This is a genomic window from Shewanella halifaxensis HAW-EB4 (genome assembly GCF_000019185.1).
GTDB classification, from domain to species: domain Bacteria; phylum Pseudomonadota; class Gammaproteobacteria; order Enterobacterales; family Shewanellaceae; genus Shewanella; species Shewanella halifaxensis.
Map to the genome: position 1 here is coordinate 1,418,211 of NC_010334.1, position 15,353 is coordinate 1,433,563.

A 15,353-nucleotide genomic window follows, 5' to 3' on the forward strand; every position below is an offset into this window, starting at 1 on the left:
AATCTGTTTTTCCTGCGAAGATAGGCTGGTGCAGTGACTGAAGGGAGAGTCGATAGCATTTTGCTAAGCTTGAAAGATTATTTAGTCGTCGAGATAAAAGCTAAAAGTCATACAAAATAGGCCACAACAGTGTTGTGGCCGGTGATACTTTCTGACTCAGAGCCTGAGTCAGAGTTTCTAGTTCAGATTCTAAGCTTAACCTAGAATCATCATTAGATGATTAGCTACTTTGCTCAATCCAAAGGTTGATTTCGCTTTCCAGTACATCCAACGGTACAGGACCGTTCTTGAGGACGATTGTGTGGAAGTCACGAATATCGAATTTATCGCCCAAGGCTTGTTGCGCCTTATCTCTCAGGGCCAGTAGCTTGATCATCCCGACCTTATAGGCGGTGGCCTGTGATGGCATCACGATATGGCGTTCCACCATCTTCACGGCATCCGATTTAGCATTGGGGGTATTCGATACGTAGTATTCGATAGATTCTTCACGGGTCCACTTCTTAGCATGAATTCCAGTATCGACCACTAATCGACATGCGCGCCAAAGCTCCATGGCTAGGCGGCCAAAGTCTGAGTAGGGATCTGAATACATGCCCATCTCTTTCGGAAAGTATTCGCTGTACAGACCCCAGCCCTCGATATAGGCGGTATAGCCACCAAATTTACGAAACTTGGGTACGCTCTCAAGTTCTTGAGCGATAGCAATCTGCATATGGTGACCCGGCGTACCTTCGTGATAGGCCAGTGCCTCCATCTGATATTTAGGCATCGCCTTCATGTCATAAAGGTTGGCGTAGTAGGTACCTGGGCGGCTTCCATCAGGAGAGGGGTTATTGTAAAACGCCTTACCGGCAGATTTCTCTCTAAAGGCTTCGACCTGCTTAACGATCATTGGTGCTTTAGGTTTTATCTTAAACACCTCGTCGAGCCTGCTGCTCATGGTATCGATAAGTGCGGTGGCCTCATCAAGATATGCCTTGCGACCTTTATCATCGTTGGCGTAGTAGAACTGCTCGTCCTCACGCATAAACTTAAAGAACTCTGGCAGCGAGCCCTCAAAGTTGACCTTGTGCATGATGTCACGCATTTCGCTATGAATACGTGCGACTTCTGAAAGGCCAAGCTGATGGATATCACTGGCGGTCATATCGGTTGTGGTGGTGCGCGCCAGTGCGTTGTTGTAGTACGTGTCGCCTTGGGGGAACTTCCACGCACCATCACGGATATCAGCCTTGGTTTCAAGCTTGGTCATGTAGGCGATTAGCTTGTCGTAGGCAGGCTTTACATCGTTAACTAATGCGGTTTTAGCGTCACGCAATAGGCTTTCTTTATCGCTATCGCTGATCTCTAAGCTTGAGACTTTTCGTTTAAAGTCGGCCCATAACGCACTGTCTTGTGCCTTTTCACCACTATCAGACTTAGCAGTGAAGGGCGCACCTGCAACGATATTTTGGCTGTCGGTGATCACATATGGGAAGACAAACTTCGGTGCGATAATCCCTTTGCTCTCGCGCACTTCTAATGCGCCCTGTAGCTGAGATAAACGCTTAGGCACCCCTTGTAGACGGCTAATATAAGCCTTGGCATCTTCTATATTGCCAATCTGATGTTGGTTAATTAAGAAAGAGGCGATTTGTGAGTGGCCGCCATACATCTGGTTGACGGGGTAACTATGGTAGCGCCATTTGTCATCGATAATGACTTGCTCAAGTTTTTGTGTCAGCAGCTGATAGCTGAGTAAGGTTTGGCCTGTTAGTTTGCTGACATCGATCTGTTTGAGCTGCGCGAGGTGTTTCTTCGTGCGTGCAAGGGCGGCATCGTCTGCAGTGTCCCCCATCTCGTCCCATTTATCATAATCGGTTTTAATACCGAGATGGGTTTGAGAGATGGGGCTGGCCATCACGTTTTCCATAAAAATGCTTTCAAACAAGGCGTTAGCTTTTTCTGACTCACTCTCTGCCTTATGGGCTACGGGCTCACTTGGGCTTAAAAAGGAGGCGGAAGTTGGTGCGGCAATAGTAGGGTTGGCACTTAGTCCAATGGATAGTGAAAGGGCGATAAGGCTAATTTTTGTTTTTATGGGCATTTTTAGGCTTCCTTAGAATTATGTTAGTTATCCTAAAGAAGCCGTCGGTCAATTTTTTGTTTTAAGTGTTAGAAAATATTTCTATAGAAGCAAATTGTTAGCCTAATGACCATTAATTCAACGGCTTAATAAGTATTAGTAGGGTTTAATGTTCACTACAGGAACTGTGACAGCAGCTCGTTGACGAATAGGTGGCCTTTGCTAGTCAACTGCCAGTGTTCATCTGATTCTGTCATTAAGCCTTTAGCACAGGCTTGCTTGATGCCGTCACTAATCGTGTCTCGGGGCAAACTGGTGCGCTGCTCGAACTCAAGTTTTGGAATGGGACTCATTAGGCGTAAGCGATTCATCAGATACTCTAGGGCCCTGTCTTCCTCTGCCACTTCGGTGGTTTCGTAGGTGTAGATATCAGCCGCTAAATAGCCTTTAGGGTGCTTAATTTTGACGGTGCGAATAATCTTATTTTCATTAAGTAAGGTCACTTTTCCGTGGGCACCACAACCTATGCCTAGGTAGTCACCAAACTGCCAATAGTTAAGGTTATGTCTGCACTGATAGCCCTCTTTTGCGTAAGCCGAGATCTCATACTGCTGATAACCCAGTTCGGCTAGACGCTTTTGTCCTTGCTCATAGATCTGCCACAAGTTTTCATCATCTGGCAATTGTGGCGGTTTAGAGTGGTACAGGGTATTAGGCTCAATCGTTAGTTGATACCAAGACAGGTGCGGCGGCGCAAGCTCTGCTGCCGTTTCAATGTCGGCCAGAGCCTCGTCAAAACTTTGGTTTGGCAAACCATGCATCAAGTCTAAGTTAAAGCTCTGGTAGCCCGAGACTTTCGCTTTTTGGGCAGCCACCTGAGCCTCATCTTGATTATGAATGCGCCCTAGCAGGTTGAGCTTATCGGTAGAGAAGCTCTGCACTCCGATTGAAAGGCGAGTAATACCTGCCTTGCAATAGGCCTCAAAATCATCATGTTCTAGGGTACCAGGGTTGGCCTCCATGGTGATTTCAATATTGTCGCTAAAGGGAATAAGGGTATCGACTTCAGTCAGTAAACGCGCAATGTGCGCGGCATCAAACAAAGAGGGGGTGCCGCCACCGATAAAAATGGTGTGTAAAGCTCTGCCCTGCACATAATGCAGATCCTGTTTGAGATCCTTAATCAGGGCATCGACATATTCAGTCTGGGGCAGTTCGCCATGTTGTCCATGGGAATTGAAGTCACAATAAGGACACTTCTGTACACACCAAGGAATATGGATATAGAGGCTTAGCGGTGGCAGGGTTAACATTAGTTAAAGATACCTTGTTGCTTCATGGCTTCAATTAACAATACCAATGCCTTACCGCGATGGCTGAGTTTGTTTTTCTCATCACTGCTTAGCTCGGCTGCTGCGCAGTCATGCTCTGCTGGAATAAAGATTGGGTCGTAGCCGTGGCCGTTTTCACCCAGAGCTTCAAAGGCAATAGTGCCTTCCCATGAGGCTTGGCAGATGATTGGGGTCGGATCTTTTGCATGACGCATATAAACCAAGACGCATTGAAAACGGGCATTACGCTCAGTTTGACCTTCAAGTGCGCTTAATAGCTTAGTGTAATTTTGCTCATCTTTAGCGCCTTCGCCCGCATAGCGCGCAGAGTAAATACCAGGTGCGCCTTGCAGAAAGTCTACTTCTAGACCAGAGTCATCGGCAATCGCGGCATGGCCGGTGATCTCTGCAGCATGTCTCGCCTTGATAATGGCATTTTCAACGAAGGTGGTTCCGGTCTCGGCAACTTCAGACACATTGAACTGGCTCTGAGCTAAGATCTCGACGCCGTAATTGGCCATCAATTCTGAAAATTCTTTGAGTTTACCTTTGTTGCCGCTGGCGAGGACGATTTGATTCATGGGATGCCTGTAGATGAGTCAGTAAATAATGGCGGCAATGATAGCCGAGATAAGCGGGTTTCGGTAGTCAAAGCGTATAAAAAAAGGGGCGCTAGGCCCCTGTGTTTTTTAATTTTCACTCGCGCCTATTCGACGTAGAACTTCTGTTTGAAATTAAGTGTGGTATTAAGTTTTTTGCCGTACTTCACTGCGATTTTAAAGTTGATCTCTTGATCATTACGGTAGGGAACTTCGGCGACGTAATAGATAGAATCACCTTCGCGAATTTCTCTAAATTTTAAATCGACTCTAGCATCGAGTAAGTTATTGGCGACACCTGAAATCTCAATAGGGACGGCAGGGTTACCTTTGACGCTGGTGTCGAGCACGGCAATATTAATAATCCCAGTGTAGCTACTGCGCTGGATCCCGTAAGACTTGGCAATACTTGGGGTTAGAAAGGTGCTGCTAAGCGCGACATAATGGATATCGTAGTTACCCACTTTTTCTTTTTGTTCGGCAAATGCGTTGCTGCTTAGGCAAAAGCAGAGCATTAGCATAGTGGTTAAAGCACGGACCATATTTGTTTTCCTTAAGAAGATATCTTGTTAACAGTATAGAGCTTAGTTGAACTCAATGCGCTATTGTAATGATAACTATAAGGTTACAAAAGGTTTTGTACTTCGGCCGGAATAAGCTTAGGGGCGGTGATTTTCACCTGCTTGTGGCGCCCCATCTGGCCTTTGGTAATTTCAATATCCCCCTTGGGCACTTTAAAGGCTTTAGATAGATACTTGGTGAGGTGGGCATTGGCTTTGCCGTCGACAGGTGGGGCTGTGATGGCGATTTTTATCTCTTCACCGTGTAGGCCAACGATTTGATCTCGACTGGCCTTAGGCTGAATATAGAGTTGCAGCAGCAGGTCACCCTGCTGCATTAGTGCTGGAGTCACTATACGCTAGCCCAAAATGGCACGTATTGCGCAAGCAAGATGTTGACGAAGTTAAGGATAATCATCATTACCAGTAACGACAAATCTAGGCCACCCATTGGTGGTAAAATGCGGCGAATAGGCGCAAGTAAAGGCTCAGTTAGTTGACCCATAACCATCTCAATTGGGTTACTACCTTGGCTTACCCAACTTAAAATTGCGCGTAGGATCAACATCCAGAACAGCAGTACACCCGCCTCTTTAATCACTGAAACCAGCGAGACAAGCAATAATGTTGGGATATTAATTGCCGCACCGGCCATCAGGCTTAAGACAACAAATTTTGTAATAACAACGGTTATCGCCAATACGAAGGAGGCGGTATCAAAATTGCCGAAAGAGGGCAACACGCGTCTCATTGGGCCTACAATCGGATGGGTGGCTTTTACGATAAATTGGCTAAATGGGTTATAAAAATCGGCTTTGGCTAATTGTAGCCAAATACGCAATACCACGACCATCAGGTATAGATCGAATACCGTGCTTATCAGAAAACTAAATGCATTCATCTGTTTACTCTACTTGTTCAAGTTAAATTAAAAAACTAGTACTGCTTCGCCATCTCTTCGGCGCGGGCGATGCAATTGTTCATTGCGCTATCGACCAAGCCTCGTAGGTTACCTTCTTCAAAAGTGGCAACCGCTTGCGCTGTCGTGCCGCCTTTTGATGTGACGTTTGCTCTAAGTTGGGCAAGGCTAACGTCAGGGTTTTGCTTAACCATTAAGGCTGCACCAAGAGCTGCTTGCTGCGCCATCTCTCTTGCGGCTAATTCCGACATTCCGCCTTTAACAGCACTTTCTACCATAGCTTCTAAAAACAGGAAGAAGTAAGCCGGAGAGCTACCTGCGAGTGCGATCACTTGGTTTAAATCATCTTCTTTGTTGACCCAAACAACTTCACCGCCAGTGGCCATTAATGTTTCTGCGATAGCTTTTTGCTCAGTAGATATATCATCACCAGCAAAAAGCCCTGTTAAGCCTACACCGATTTGCGTGGGAGTATTAGGCATAGTACGTATTAGTTTGATCTCTTGCTTAAAATAATCGCTATAACGTTTAGCGGTAACACCTGCGGCTATGGTGATAATCAGTTTGTTGGATAGATCTAAGCCGCTTAGCTCTTCACCTACAACTTGCATCAGATGGGGTTTAACACCTAGCACGATAACGTCGGCAGCCTGTGCTGCCTCAAGGTTGTTGTTCGATACCTTAATGCCAAAGTCTGCCACCATAGCATCTAGCTTAGGCTGACTTGGGTTGGTAGCTTCGATCAGTTCAGAGCTGTAACCGCTTTTAACTAGGCCGCTGACGATGCTGCGAGTCATATTACCTGCGCCAATAAAGCATACTTTATTTTGTGTCATGAAGATCTCTTGTTGTTATTAGTTAGCTGCACTAAATCTTAGCCGCACAGAGTAAATAAAGACTATTTTACCTGTTAATATCTGGGCGGATAAGAGCAATACAAAATTTATGGTATTAAACAATTTTCATATTGGAACTGTATTTAGCCTAGCTATAGCTTGCTGTAATCACGCTCTCCAAAGATAGCGCTACCAATACGCACCATGGTTGAGCCATGGGCAACCGCTAGCTCAAGGTCATTACTCATGCCTACTGACAAGGTATCGACACTATCGAAGCGCTGAGCGAGTTCGTTGTAAAGTGACTGTAAGGCTGCAAGTTCTTGTATGGCTGTGAGTTCATCGACATCGGCTGAGGGAATAGCCATTAAGCCACGTAATGTCAGTTTGGGTAATAGTGCAATTTTATCTGCAAGCGCTAATACCTCGCAGGCTGGCACACCTGATTTACTTTGCTCTTGGCTAATGTTGACTTGAATGCATACATTGAGAGCTGGCATTGATTCAGGACGTTGCTCATTAAGCCTCTGAGCAATTTTTTCACGCTCGACGGTATGCATCCAATCAAATAGTGTCGCGACCACCTTGCTCTTATTTGATTGCAATGGACCGATAAAGTGCCACTCAATATCTGGGAACTCTTGACTGAGTGCATTAACCTTAGATTCGCCCTCTTGTACATAGTTTTCACCGAAGCGGCGTTGACCCGCATGGTAGGCTTCTATGATTTGGCTATTGGGTTTTGTTTTGCTCACCGCAAGCAGTTGTATATCTTCTGCTCGGCGAGATGAGTTTTGCGCCGCTTGAGCGATTCGATGCTGGGCGATAGCGAGTCTGTCTGTTATTGTTGTCATGTTGTAAGTTTTTGGTTGAATGGATATCCCAAACTATGGAAATCACAGAGTTACTTGCCTTTAGTGTAAAACACAATGCGTCAGATCTACACCTTTCAGCGGGTGTTTCTCCCATGATCCGTGTTGATGGTGAAGTGAGAAAGATTAATTTACCCGCTTTAGACCACCAAGGTGTGCATAGCTTAGTCTATGACATCATGAATGATAAGCAGCGTAAGGATTATGAAGAACATTTAGAAATCGATTTTTCGTTTGAAGTTCCTGGTCTTGCACGTTTTCGTGTTAACGCTTTTAATCAGTCCCGTGGTGCTGCGGCAGTTTTCCGTACTATTCCTAGCGATATTTTGAGTTTAGAACAGTTAGGTGCGCCAGAGATCTTCAAGAGAATATCAAGTTTTCCCCGTGGTTTAGTATTAGTGACCGGTCCAACGGGGTCAGGTAAGAGTACGACCTTGGCGGCGATGATCGATTATGTGAATGAAAACCGCCATGACCACATTCTAACCATTGAAGATCCGATAGAATTTGTCCATCAAAACAAGCAGTGTTTGATTAACCAACGTGAAGTCCATCGTCACACTCACAGCTTTAATGCCGCACTTCGAAGCGCTCTTCGTGAAGATCCTGATGTGATCCTAGTCGGTGAGATGCGAGATCTTGAGACCATTCGGCTAGCGATGACGGCGGCTGAAACCGGTCACTTAGTCTTTGGAACCTTGCATACCACTTCTGCGGCGAAAACTATTGACCGTGTGGTCGATGTATTCCCTGAAGGTGAAAAGGGCATGGTACGTACCATGTTGTCAGAATCTTTACAGGCGGTTATCTCTCAGACCTTGATTAAGAAAGTGGGTGGTGGCCGAGTGGCAGCGCACGAAATTATGATGGGCACGCCTGCAATTCGTAACCTTATCCGTGAAGATAAGGTCGCGCAGATGTATTCGGCTATCCAAACGGGTATGGCCCATGGCATGCAGACACTAGATCAGTGCTTGCAAAACTTGGTTAATCGCGGCCAGATCACTCGTGAAGATGCCATGGCCAAGAGCTCGAATAAGCAAGCAAACTTTTAAGTAAGTAGTAAGTAATAAGTAATAGGAATAGTGAGTCTATGGATGTTCGTCCTTTTCTAAAGGTGATGATTGAGCGTAAGGCATCGGATCTGTTTATTACAGCAGGTTTTCCGCCAAGCGCAAAAGTTGATGGTGAGCTGCGCCCACTCGGTGAGAATCCATTTACTCCTGCGCAGTCGTTAGACTTTGTTGAGTCGTTAATGACTGAGGCACAGAAGCAAGAGTTTCATGGAACTCGCGAGTGTAACTTTGCCTTTTCCGCAAAAGATCTTGGTCGCTTCCGTGTCAGTGCCTTTTGGCAGCGTGAGTTTCCCGGCTGCGTAATGCGTCGTATTGAGACACAGATCCCTGAGGTTGATGACTTAATGTTGCCGCCTATCTTAAAAGACTTAGTGATGAGTAAGCGCGGCCTAGTGATCTTGGTTGGTGGTACGGGAACGGGTAAATCGACTTCGCTTGCTGCACTGGTCGGTTATCGAAATTCCCACGCCCGTGGTCATATTCTTACCATCGAAGATCCGGTTGAATTTGTTCATGAACACAAGCAGAGCATTATTACTCAGCGTGAGGTGGGGATTGATACTGAATCTTTTGATGCTGCGCTCAAAAGCTCACTGCGTCAGGCGCCGGATGTGATTTTGATTGGTGAAATTCGTAGTCAAGAAACCATGGAGTTTGCACTGTCGTTTGCTGAAACCGGCCACCTTTGTATGGCGACCTTGCACGCTAACAACGCTAACCAAGCACTGGATCGCATCATGCATTTAGTACCTGAGAGCAAGCATCATCAACTGCTGTTTGATTTGTCGTTAAACCTGCGTGGTATTGTGGCGCAGCAGCTGGTGCCCAAGAGCGATGGTAGCGGACGGCGTGCGGCGATAGAGGTGTTAATTAACACGCCGCGTGTGGCAAGCTTGATCGCCAAGAATGAGCTTCACTTGCTTAAAGACACCATGGCAAAGTCAAACGAGCAAGGGATGCAGACCTTCGACCAAGCGTTATTAAAGCTCTATAGCGATGATGAGATTAGTTACGCCGATGCCTTGCATTATGCTGACTCACCAAACGATCTGCGCTTGATGATTAAACTGCAAAGCTCCGATCCAAGCAGTAATAGCTCGATGGATGGAGTCACACTCGATTTAGACTAGTTTGAGTGGATTATTAGAAGACTGGCAATACCTTGTATTGCCAGTTTTTTTTGAGTCATAAAGAGCGTTGATTGTATCAACAGATTTTCTATGAGTTAAGGAGTTATCTTGGCTAAGTATTTAGGGCTGACCAAAGACGTTGGACATAAAAATCGCGGTAAAACAGGCGTATTGTTAGTTAATTTAGGCACTCCCGATGAGCCGACTCCATCGGCTGTTAGGCGCTATCTAGCGGAGTTCCTCGCCGACCCACGTGTCATTGAGATCCCAAAGCTAGTTTGGATGTGTATTTTACACGGCATCATCTTACGTGTGCGCCCTGCAAAATCGGCTGCGCTTTATCGGCAAGTGTGGACTGAGCAGGGCTCTCCCTTGATGGATATCACCCGCCGCCAAAGCCAAAAGTTGGCTGAGTATTTTGCAAAAGAGGGCGATGAGCTGTCGGTAGATTTTTGCATGCGTTACGGTAAACCGTCGGTATCATCGACGCTACAAAGAATGCATCAAGAGGGAGTCGATAAGCTGGTGGTGTTGCCGCTTTACCCGCAATATTCGGCACCTACAACGGCCTCAGCTTTCGATGCTATTGCCAAAGAGCTTATGAGCTGGCGTTATCTGCCTGCGCTGCATTTCATCAATACTTATCATGATCATCCTGACTTTATTGATGCGTTAGCGGCATCGATTGCTAAAGACTTTGAGATTAATGGTCGGCCACAAAAGTTAGTGCTCTCATACCATGGTATGCCGGAGCGTAATTTGCATTTGGGCGACCCCTATTACTGTTTTTGTATGAAGACCACTAAGCTGGTGGTTGAAAAGCTTGGTTTGAGTGAAGAGCAATATATTACGACATTCCAATCTCGTTTCGGTAAAGCCAAGTGGCTAACACCTTATACCGATGCCACCATGGAAGCCTTACCTGGGCAAGGCATAAAAGACATTGCGGTTGTATGCCCAGCCTTTAGTGCCGACTGCCTAGAAACGTTAGAGGAGATCGCCGGTGAGAACCGCCATATCTTTGAGGAGGCGGGAGGTGATAAGTATCGTTATATTGCCGCGCTTAATGACGATGATGCCCATATTAAGATGATGGCGAACATTGTTAGGCCACATATTTAAGTCATATAGCTAAGTCTTATGTTTAGGCTGTCTACTTAGTGAGAAAAGGGAGCCACTATGCAAATAGTGGCTCCCTTAATTATTAAGTCTTTAGGGGCGCTACTGGTATTGATTCTCGAAGTAACTCTCTACAATCAATACCGCTGACATGGCATCAACTTGGCCCTTGGTGAGAGCCTTGTAGCCACCCATCTCAAATAGTCTCGCTTTGGCGTCAGCAGTGGTGAGGCGCTCATCTTGAGTCGCTACCTTTACCCCAAAACGGCCACTGATCCGATTAGCGAACTTTCTCGCTCTTTGAGTCATCTCTTGTTCTGTGCCATCCATATTGAGTGGCAGACCGACTACAACTAAGTCCGGTTTCCACTCGGTGATAAGCGCGCCAATCTCTTCCCATTTAGGAATACCATCGACCGCTTTAATCGATAATAGTGGTCGTGCACTCGCCGTGAGCTCTTGCCCAATGGCAATACCAATACTTTTGGTACCGTAATCAAATCCTAAGACGCTTTTATCGCCCATCTCAGTTATTTCCTATTCGTGTTTTATGCCGCCATAGCGCCTGTAACGGCAATTAAGCATGGCCAGTAAGGTTAGATAGCTGCCAAATATCGAAACCGAGCGATTCAGTGGCTTGCTGCCAACGCTGATCATGCTCTATTTCAAACAGTAGTTCTGCAGTAGCAGGGATCGATAACCAAGTGTTCTCGATGAGCTCTTGCTCTAGCTGACCACGAGTCCAACCTGCATAACCTAAGGCAATAAGAAACTTCTCAGGTGCCTTATCTGAGCCTAAACAGGTCAGTATATCTTGAGAGGTGGTCAGCATGATGTCATCGCTAACAGTCTCGCTGTTGCTCCAGCAATCTTGCGTGGTATGAAGTACAAAACCTCGCTCAGGGTTAACCGGTCCACCAACTAATACCTCTCCGGCTAAAGAGTCGATTGGTTCAGGCTCTTCTGTTAGCTCCATCTGTTCTAAAAGCTCGTCGACGATGATGCCACTGGGTTTATTAACAACAATGCCCATCGCACCTTTCTCGTCGTGTTCACAGATATAGATCAATGAGCGTTCAAAATAAGTGTCTTGCAGTGAAGGCATGGCAATTAGAAAGTGATTTTGTAAACTGTCCATAGACTTTTCCATATAAGGCTGGTTTAACCACCCGCCAATTTGACAGTGTAATTGAGTTTTTCGAGTAAAGTTTTCACTAGTTCTCTGTTATCGGTTTGCACTTCAATATTGAACTCTTTTACCGTACCGCCACAGCCGCACTGTTTTTTTAGCTTTTGAGCTAATGCTTTGAGCTCTTTCTCTTGTAAGCCTAGCCCTTTAATTACAGAGACACCTTTGCCCTTACGGCCTTTACTGTCTTTATGAATTCTAACGATACCGTCGCCTTCAGGGGCTGACTCGGTCTGTTTTTCAGGGGCAATTCTGCCACTATCAGTGCTATAGACTAAAGATACGTTTGGATCGGATTTCATATATATGGTCGCTGGTGAACTGGTTGGGAGCAGTTTAGCAAAGTTGCTGGCGTTACGGGAGAGGGAAGATAATCAAACTTGTCTGCCAAGGATTTAGATTGATGAGGCTCCCTGGCAGAGGTTAAGACCTTATAGGTAGAGCGCAAGCTCAATGATTAATGAAGCAAATGTCAGTGCTGCTAATGGTGCGAGATACTTGTGGGTGCTTGGAAGCGCAATCGCACATGAGGTCAGCACAAATCCGATTGCCGTGCCTGCAAAGTGGGTGACTGGGGCGCTGGCAATTGCGATTATCAACCAACTAAGCACTAAAACGGGCAGAATAACCAGTGAGTGTTTACTGAGTTTATCGGCGAGGGAGGTCCGCTTGTCGGAGCTATCCATGATTTTTTCTGGTGTGAGTAAAAACACAACCGAGGCGATAGCAAAAGCAGCGATAAACCAAAACATAGTCATTCTCTTAAACACTTCTTAATTGATAATCATTATCAATTGGTGTATTGTTGAAGTCAAGATTTACCTTTTGACTATTTACTAAAATTGAGTTGTAGATTAATAAATTGCTCTGTAAGCTGGTGTAATTAAGTGCTAAAAGATTATTTTTTGGAGAAAACATGAAGAAGTTATTAGTTGTCATTGCAGCACTGGCATTAAGTGCATGTAGTTCACTTAAAACAAGCTCAGATTACGATCCAGGTGTAAACTTTTCAGATGTGAAGACCTTTGCTTGGGTTGAAAAGAAAACCGCTGATGCAACTTATCATTTAGATGGACTTATGGACCAGCGCGTTCGTAAAGCTGTTGATGTTCAGTTGGAGCTAAAAGGTCTAACAATGACTGATGCTGCTAATGCCGATATATTGGTGAATTATCTCACTAAAGTCGATAAGAAAATCAATGTCGATACCTTTAATACCAACTATGGTTATAACCCATACTATGGTCCAGGTTGGGGCTGGGGCGGCACAGGTCACTCTCAAACGACGGTACGTGAGTATGAAGTGGGTACCTTGATTCTTGATATGGTTAACGCGAAGACTGGTAAACTTATCTGGAGAGGCTCTGTTGCAGATACTATGCGCGATAAAGATACCCCAGAAGAGCGTGTTGAAGTGGTGAATGAAGCCGTAGCTGCATTACTGCTTAACTACCCACCTAAGCCTGAAGGCAAGTAGACCTGTAACAAGTAGACCTGTAACAAGTAGACCTGTAATAAGTCATTCAACTTATCTAGCTTTAAAAAAACGGCCATCAGGCCGTTTTTTTATTTTCAGCCCTAAACCACCTACTTGAGTAGATGGTTATCATCAATTAGGCTTTGCCTGAAATAAAACGAATGAAAATTATGGAGTAGGCTATGTTTAATGGCTTATTAGCACGCTGACTTTTGTTGAAGAGAAAGTGTCCATGGAGGCTCGCTTATCGCATCGCTGCGATACACGGCTTATAAGCTCATTCAAACATATCCACGTTAGACTCAGCGATACAGTAAAGCTTTGCTAGTAGTGCTGTGCAAGCTTCTAAATCAGGGATGATTTAGCAGAGCCTATAGGGATATATTTACGGCGTCTTGCTAAAGCAGGATAGGAAAGCTCCCTTCTAGGGAGTCTGCTTTGTAACATATGGGTTAAGCCACCTTCTTCAGAAGGTGGATTCTTTACATCTCCATTTATACACTCAATTGAATGGGATTAAGTTCTGTTAAGTTGGTTAACTTACCTATCTCTGTTCCTCTTAACTCAAGCTCCGTTAGCATTTTACATTGCTCTTTATCTTCTAGTAGAGCAGTGCAGGTTCCATTGGGTTTCCATGTGACCCTTTACTAACAACATAGTGCAGCAAGATTTTGCTAGTTAAGTAAGCCGCGCATTAACACTCTAATCTGGCGATTGAATTGATTATCAAGTCGGCCTTTATGTTGAATGACATCAACATTGGCCTGCCATCCTAATTGCTCAAAGTCTATTTGCAGTTTACACAACTGTTTTGTGGCTATGGCAGACTCACATAGATGCAGTGGTAACAAGGCCCAGCCAAATCCAGCTTTAGTTAGTTCGAGCAACATATAGTAGTTATCTGCATGCCATACATCGGGAGAGAGTGGTGTGTTGAACCAGCCCTTTTGATTCTCTTTAGAGCCAATCATGAGTTGGCGATGCAGTTTAAGGATGTCGATGTGAGATGACGTTTCATTCGCCAATGGGTGTTTGGAATTGACAAGGAGCTCAAATTCTACAGTGCCAATAGATTCAAAATCCAAACTCTCAGGGTAACTTAATTCACTAAAAACAATGCCTAAATGGGCTCGTTTGGTGTTCACTAAGTGAATGATGTCTACACTCGATGCACATAAAAGCTCAAGTTCACATTCGGGATATTGGCTAGACAATTGAGTGATTATCGGAATAAGGCGCTGGTAAGGGATCCCTTCATCGACAGCTAATGTTAATTTTAAATCTGCTTGGCTCTCAAGTGCGAGTACTTGTTGATTTAGGCGTTGATGCTGGGCAATAACGGCTTTAGCTTGCGGCAGCAGTTGCTCCCCAGCTCGAGTGAGTGTGGGGTAGCGGTGACTTCTATCGAATAGCGTCTGATTGGTATCAATCTCTAGATTGATAATGTGCTGACTAACTGCAGATTGAACCTTACCAAGTTTTCTGGCTGCGGCAGAGAAGGAACCGGTTTCGACGGTCGTTACAAATGAATAAAGCTGTTCGATGGTCAACATATCAGTAAAGGTGATGGTATCTAATTTTTAAGTATCGTAATTAAAGATGATAATAGCTGCAACTTAACTTTAGGGCTATTTATCATGACTATTAAAGATAGAATTATTCATGCGATTCTTTTTGAGGCCGTAGCCTTATGCATTATTGTACCGGCGGCATCGATGTTATCGGGCACAGAAGCAACTTCTATGCTAGCTGTAGGTGTCGGATTGAGTATCTACACCGTTATCTGGAACTACTTCTATAACATCTGGTTTGATAAGCAGTTTGGCGGTGACAGAATTAATCGCACTCTAAAGATGCGCATTGGCCACACCTGTGGTTTTGAGGCCGGGCTTATCTTTATTACCGTGCCTGCCATTGCTTGGTTCTTAGGGATCACCTTGCTACAGGCCTTGGCTTTAGAAGCGGTTTTTTTAGTCTTTTTCTTCTTCTATGCCGTGGCTTTCAACTGGTGTTATGACAACATCAAGAGCAGGCTAAAAATGGCAAGCTAGTATTTTGTCATTAATTGTGAAAAAACCGCTGTTACCCAGTAACAGCGGTTTTTTTCTGTAGGTTATTTAATCCGGTATCGGGTTGTGATAGGAAAGGGTTTTGCGGTAATACTTTTTTAAAATTCG

Annotated in this window: 18 protein-coding genes; 5 read left to right on the plus strand and 13 right to left on the minus strand. The window is 45.0% G+C overall.

Going from position 1 to position 15,353, the window contains the following annotated elements:
• Window positions 1-220 precede the first annotated feature (220 nt).
• The 8 genes from SHAL_RS05940 to SHAL_RS05975 form a co-directional block, all read right to left on the minus strand.
• Window positions 221-2,089 (minus strand): DUF885 domain-containing protein, encoded by a 1,869-nt coding sequence (locus SHAL_RS05940; RefSeq protein WP_012276276.1) that lies wholly within the window; start codon window positions 2,087-2,089, stop codon window positions 221-223.
• A gap of 155 nt (window positions 2,090-2,244) precedes the next feature.
• Window positions 2,245-3,381 (minus strand): radical SAM family heme chaperone HemW, encoded by a 1,137-nt coding sequence (gene hemW, locus SHAL_RS05945; protein WP_012276277.1) that lies wholly within the window; start codon window positions 3,379-3,381, stop codon window positions 2,245-2,247.
• Window positions 3,381-3,980, minus strand: a complete 600-nt coding sequence (gene rdgB, locus SHAL_RS05950) for an RdgB/HAM1 family non-canonical purine NTP pyrophosphatase (protein WP_012276278.1) — start codon at window positions 3,978-3,980, stop codon at window positions 3,381-3,383. The genes hemW and rdgB overlap by 1 nt, the downstream gene beginning before the upstream one ends.
• 125 nt (window positions 3,981-4,105) lie before the next feature.
• Window positions 4,106-4,540 (minus strand): DUF4426 domain-containing protein, encoded by a 435-nt coding sequence (locus SHAL_RS05955; RefSeq protein WP_012276279.1) that lies wholly within the window; start codon window positions 4,538-4,540, stop codon window positions 4,106-4,108.
• 83 nt (window positions 4,541-4,623) lie between these two features.
• Window positions 4,624-4,911 carry a DUF167 family protein YggU gene (gene yggU, locus SHAL_RS05960; protein ID WP_190273624.1) on the minus strand — a complete coding sequence of 96 codons (288 nt, stop codon included), beginning with the start codon at window positions 4,909-4,911 and terminating at the stop codon, window positions 4,624-4,626.
• On the minus strand, window positions 4,911-5,459 hold the full coding sequence (locus SHAL_RS05965) for a YggT family protein (protein WP_012276281.1): 549 nt from the start codon (window positions 5,457-5,459) through the stop codon (window positions 4,911-4,913). Before SHAL_RS05965 ends, yggU begins: the two co-directional genes overlap by 1 nt.
• A 35-nt stretch (window positions 5,460-5,494) precedes the next feature.
• The gene (gene proC, locus SHAL_RS05970; RefSeq protein ID WP_012276282.1) at window positions 5,495-6,313 is read right to left on the minus strand and encodes a pyrroline-5-carboxylate reductase; all 819 of its coding nucleotides are present in this window, start codon (window positions 6,311-6,313) and stop codon (window positions 5,495-5,497) included.
• Between the two features lie 152 nt (window positions 6,314-6,465).
• A complete protein-coding gene (locus tag SHAL_RS05975) occupies window positions 6,466-7,167 on the minus strand; it encodes a YggS family pyridoxal phosphate-dependent enzyme (protein WP_012276283.1) in 702 nt (233 codons plus the stop codon).
• Window positions 7,168-7,202: 35 nt separating this feature from the next.
• Between SHAL_RS05975 and SHAL_RS05980 the strand changes: the two genes are divergently transcribed.
• The 3 genes from SHAL_RS05980 (at window position 7,203) to hemH (ending at window position 10,513) form a co-directional block, all read left to right on the plus strand.
• Complete coding sequence (locus SHAL_RS05980; RefSeq protein ID WP_012276284.1) at window positions 7,203-8,240, plus strand: type IV pilus twitching motility protein PilT; 1,038 nt, start codon at window positions 7,203-7,205, stop codon at window positions 8,238-8,240.
• 38 nt (window positions 8,241-8,278) lie between these two features.
• Window positions 8,279-9,391 carry a PilT/PilU family type 4a pilus ATPase gene (locus tag SHAL_RS05985; RefSeq protein WP_012276285.1) on the plus strand — a complete coding sequence of 371 codons (1,113 nt, stop codon included), beginning with the start codon at window positions 8,279-8,281 and terminating at the stop codon, window positions 9,389-9,391.
• 108 nt (window positions 9,392-9,499) lie between these two features.
• Window positions 9,500-10,513, plus strand: a complete 1,014-nt coding sequence (gene hemH / locus SHAL_RS05990) for a ferrochelatase (RefSeq protein WP_012276286.1) — start codon at window positions 9,500-9,502, stop codon at window positions 10,511-10,513.
• A gap of 99 nt (window positions 10,514-10,612) precedes the next feature.
• On the opposite strand, the gene ruvX is transcribed toward hemH, so the two are convergent.
• The 4 genes from ruvX to SHAL_RS06010 all read right to left on the minus strand — a co-directional run bounded on the left by ruvX (window position 10,613) and on the right by SHAL_RS06010 (window position 12,451).
• Window positions 10,613-11,035: a Holliday junction resolvase RuvX gene (gene ruvX / locus SHAL_RS05995; RefSeq protein ID WP_012276287.1), complete on the minus strand. Its 423-nt coding sequence runs from the start codon at window positions 11,033-11,035 to the stop codon at window positions 10,613-10,615.
• A gap of 52 nt (window positions 11,036-11,087) precedes the next feature.
• A complete protein-coding gene (locus SHAL_RS06000; protein WP_041415865.1) occupies window positions 11,088-11,648 on the minus strand; it encodes a YqgE/AlgH family protein in 561 nt (186 codons plus the stop codon).
• A 23-nt stretch (window positions 11,649-11,671) separates the two neighbouring features.
• Complete coding sequence (gene yciH / locus SHAL_RS06005; RefSeq protein ID WP_012276289.1) at window positions 11,672-12,001, minus strand: stress response translation initiation inhibitor YciH; 330 nt, start codon at window positions 11,999-12,001, stop codon at window positions 11,672-11,674.
• 129 nt (window positions 12,002-12,130) lie between these two features.
• Window positions 12,131-12,451, minus strand: coding sequence for a hypothetical protein (locus SHAL_RS06010; RefSeq protein WP_012276290.1), 321 nt, complete (start codon window positions 12,449-12,451; stop codon window positions 12,131-12,133).
• A gap of 164 nt (window positions 12,452-12,615) precedes the next feature.
• Here SHAL_RS06010 and SHAL_RS06015 point away from each other — a divergent pair, with 164 nt between their 5' ends.
• The gene (locus tag SHAL_RS06015; protein WP_012276291.1) at window positions 12,616-13,176 is read left to right on the plus strand and encodes a DUF4136 domain-containing protein; all 561 of its coding nucleotides are present in this window, start codon (window positions 12,616-12,618) and stop codon (window positions 13,174-13,176) included.
• Window positions 13,177-13,850: 674 nt separating this feature from the next.
• Here the strand turns inward: SHAL_RS06015 and SHAL_RS06020 are convergent.
• Complete coding sequence (locus tag SHAL_RS06020; RefSeq protein WP_012276292.1) at window positions 13,851-14,729, minus strand: LysR family transcriptional regulator; 879 nt, start codon at window positions 14,727-14,729, stop codon at window positions 13,851-13,853.
• Between the two features lie 84 nt (window positions 14,730-14,813).
• Between SHAL_RS06020 and SHAL_RS06025 the strand changes: the two genes are divergently transcribed.
• Entirely contained in the window at window positions 14,814-15,227 is a 414-nt protein-coding gene (locus SHAL_RS06025) for a PACE efflux transporter (RefSeq protein ID WP_012276293.1), read from the plus strand.
• The last annotated feature ends 126 nt before the right edge of the window (window positions 15,228-15,353 follow it).

Excerpts from the sequence above, each read along its gene's own strand:
- SHAL_RS06000 (WP_041415865.1), bottom strand. The coding sequence starts at position 11,648 with ATGGACAGTTTACAAAATCACTTTCTAATTGCCATGCCTTCACTGCAA.
- SHAL_RS05985 (WP_012276285.1), top strand. The coding sequence starts at position 8,279 with ATGGATGTTCGTCCTTTTCTAAAGGTGATGATTGAGCGTAAGGCATCG.
- rdgB (WP_012276278.1), bottom strand. The coding sequence starts at position 3,980 with ATGAATCAAATCGTCCTCGCCAGCGGCAACAAAGGTAAACTCAAAGAA.
- SHAL_RS06015 (WP_012276291.1), top strand. The coding sequence starts at position 12,616 with ATGAAGAAGTTATTAGTTGTCATTGCAGCACTGGCATTAAGTGCATGT.
- proC (WP_012276282.1), bottom strand. The coding sequence starts at position 6,313 with ATGACACAAAATAAAGTATGCTTTATTGGCGCAGGTAATATGACTCGC.
- hemW (WP_012276277.1), bottom strand. The coding sequence starts at position 3,381 with ATGTTAACCCTGCCACCGCTAAGCCTCTATATCCATATTCCTTGGTGT.
- SHAL_RS06020 (WP_012276292.1), bottom strand. The coding sequence starts at position 14,729 with ATGTTGACCATCGAACAGCTTTATTCATTTGTAACGACCGTCGAAACC.
- SHAL_RS05975 (WP_012276283.1), bottom strand. The coding sequence starts at position 7,167 with ATGACAACAATAACAGACAGACTCGCTATCGCCCAGCATCGAATCGCT.
- SHAL_RS05965 (WP_012276281.1), bottom strand. The coding sequence starts at position 5,459 with ATGAATGCATTTAGTTTTCTGATAAGCACGGTATTCGATCTATACCTG.
- SHAL_RS06010 (WP_012276290.1), bottom strand. The coding sequence starts at position 12,451 with ATGTTTTGGTTTATCGCTGCTTTTGCTATCGCCTCGGTTGTGTTTTTA.
- SHAL_RS05955 (WP_012276279.1), bottom strand. The coding sequence starts at position 4,540 with ATGGTCCGTGCTTTAACCACTATGCTAATGCTCTGCTTTTGCCTAAGC.
- SHAL_RS06025 (WP_012276293.1), top strand. The coding sequence starts at position 14,814 with ATGACTATTAAAGATAGAATTATTCATGCGATTCTTTTTGAGGCCGTA.
- SHAL_RS05940 (WP_012276276.1), bottom strand. The coding sequence starts at position 2,089 with ATGCCCATAAAAACAAAAATTAGCCTTATCGCCCTTTCACTATCCATT.
- yciH (WP_012276289.1), bottom strand. The coding sequence starts at position 12,001 with ATGAAATCCGATCCAAACGTATCTTTAGTCTATAGCACTGATAGTGGC.
- ruvX (WP_012276287.1), bottom strand. The coding sequence starts at position 11,035 with ATGGGCGATAAAAGCGTCTTAGGATTTGATTACGGTACCAAAAGTATT.
- SHAL_RS05980 (WP_012276284.1), top strand. The coding sequence starts at position 7,203 with ATGGAAATCACAGAGTTACTTGCCTTTAGTGTAAAACACAATGCGTCA.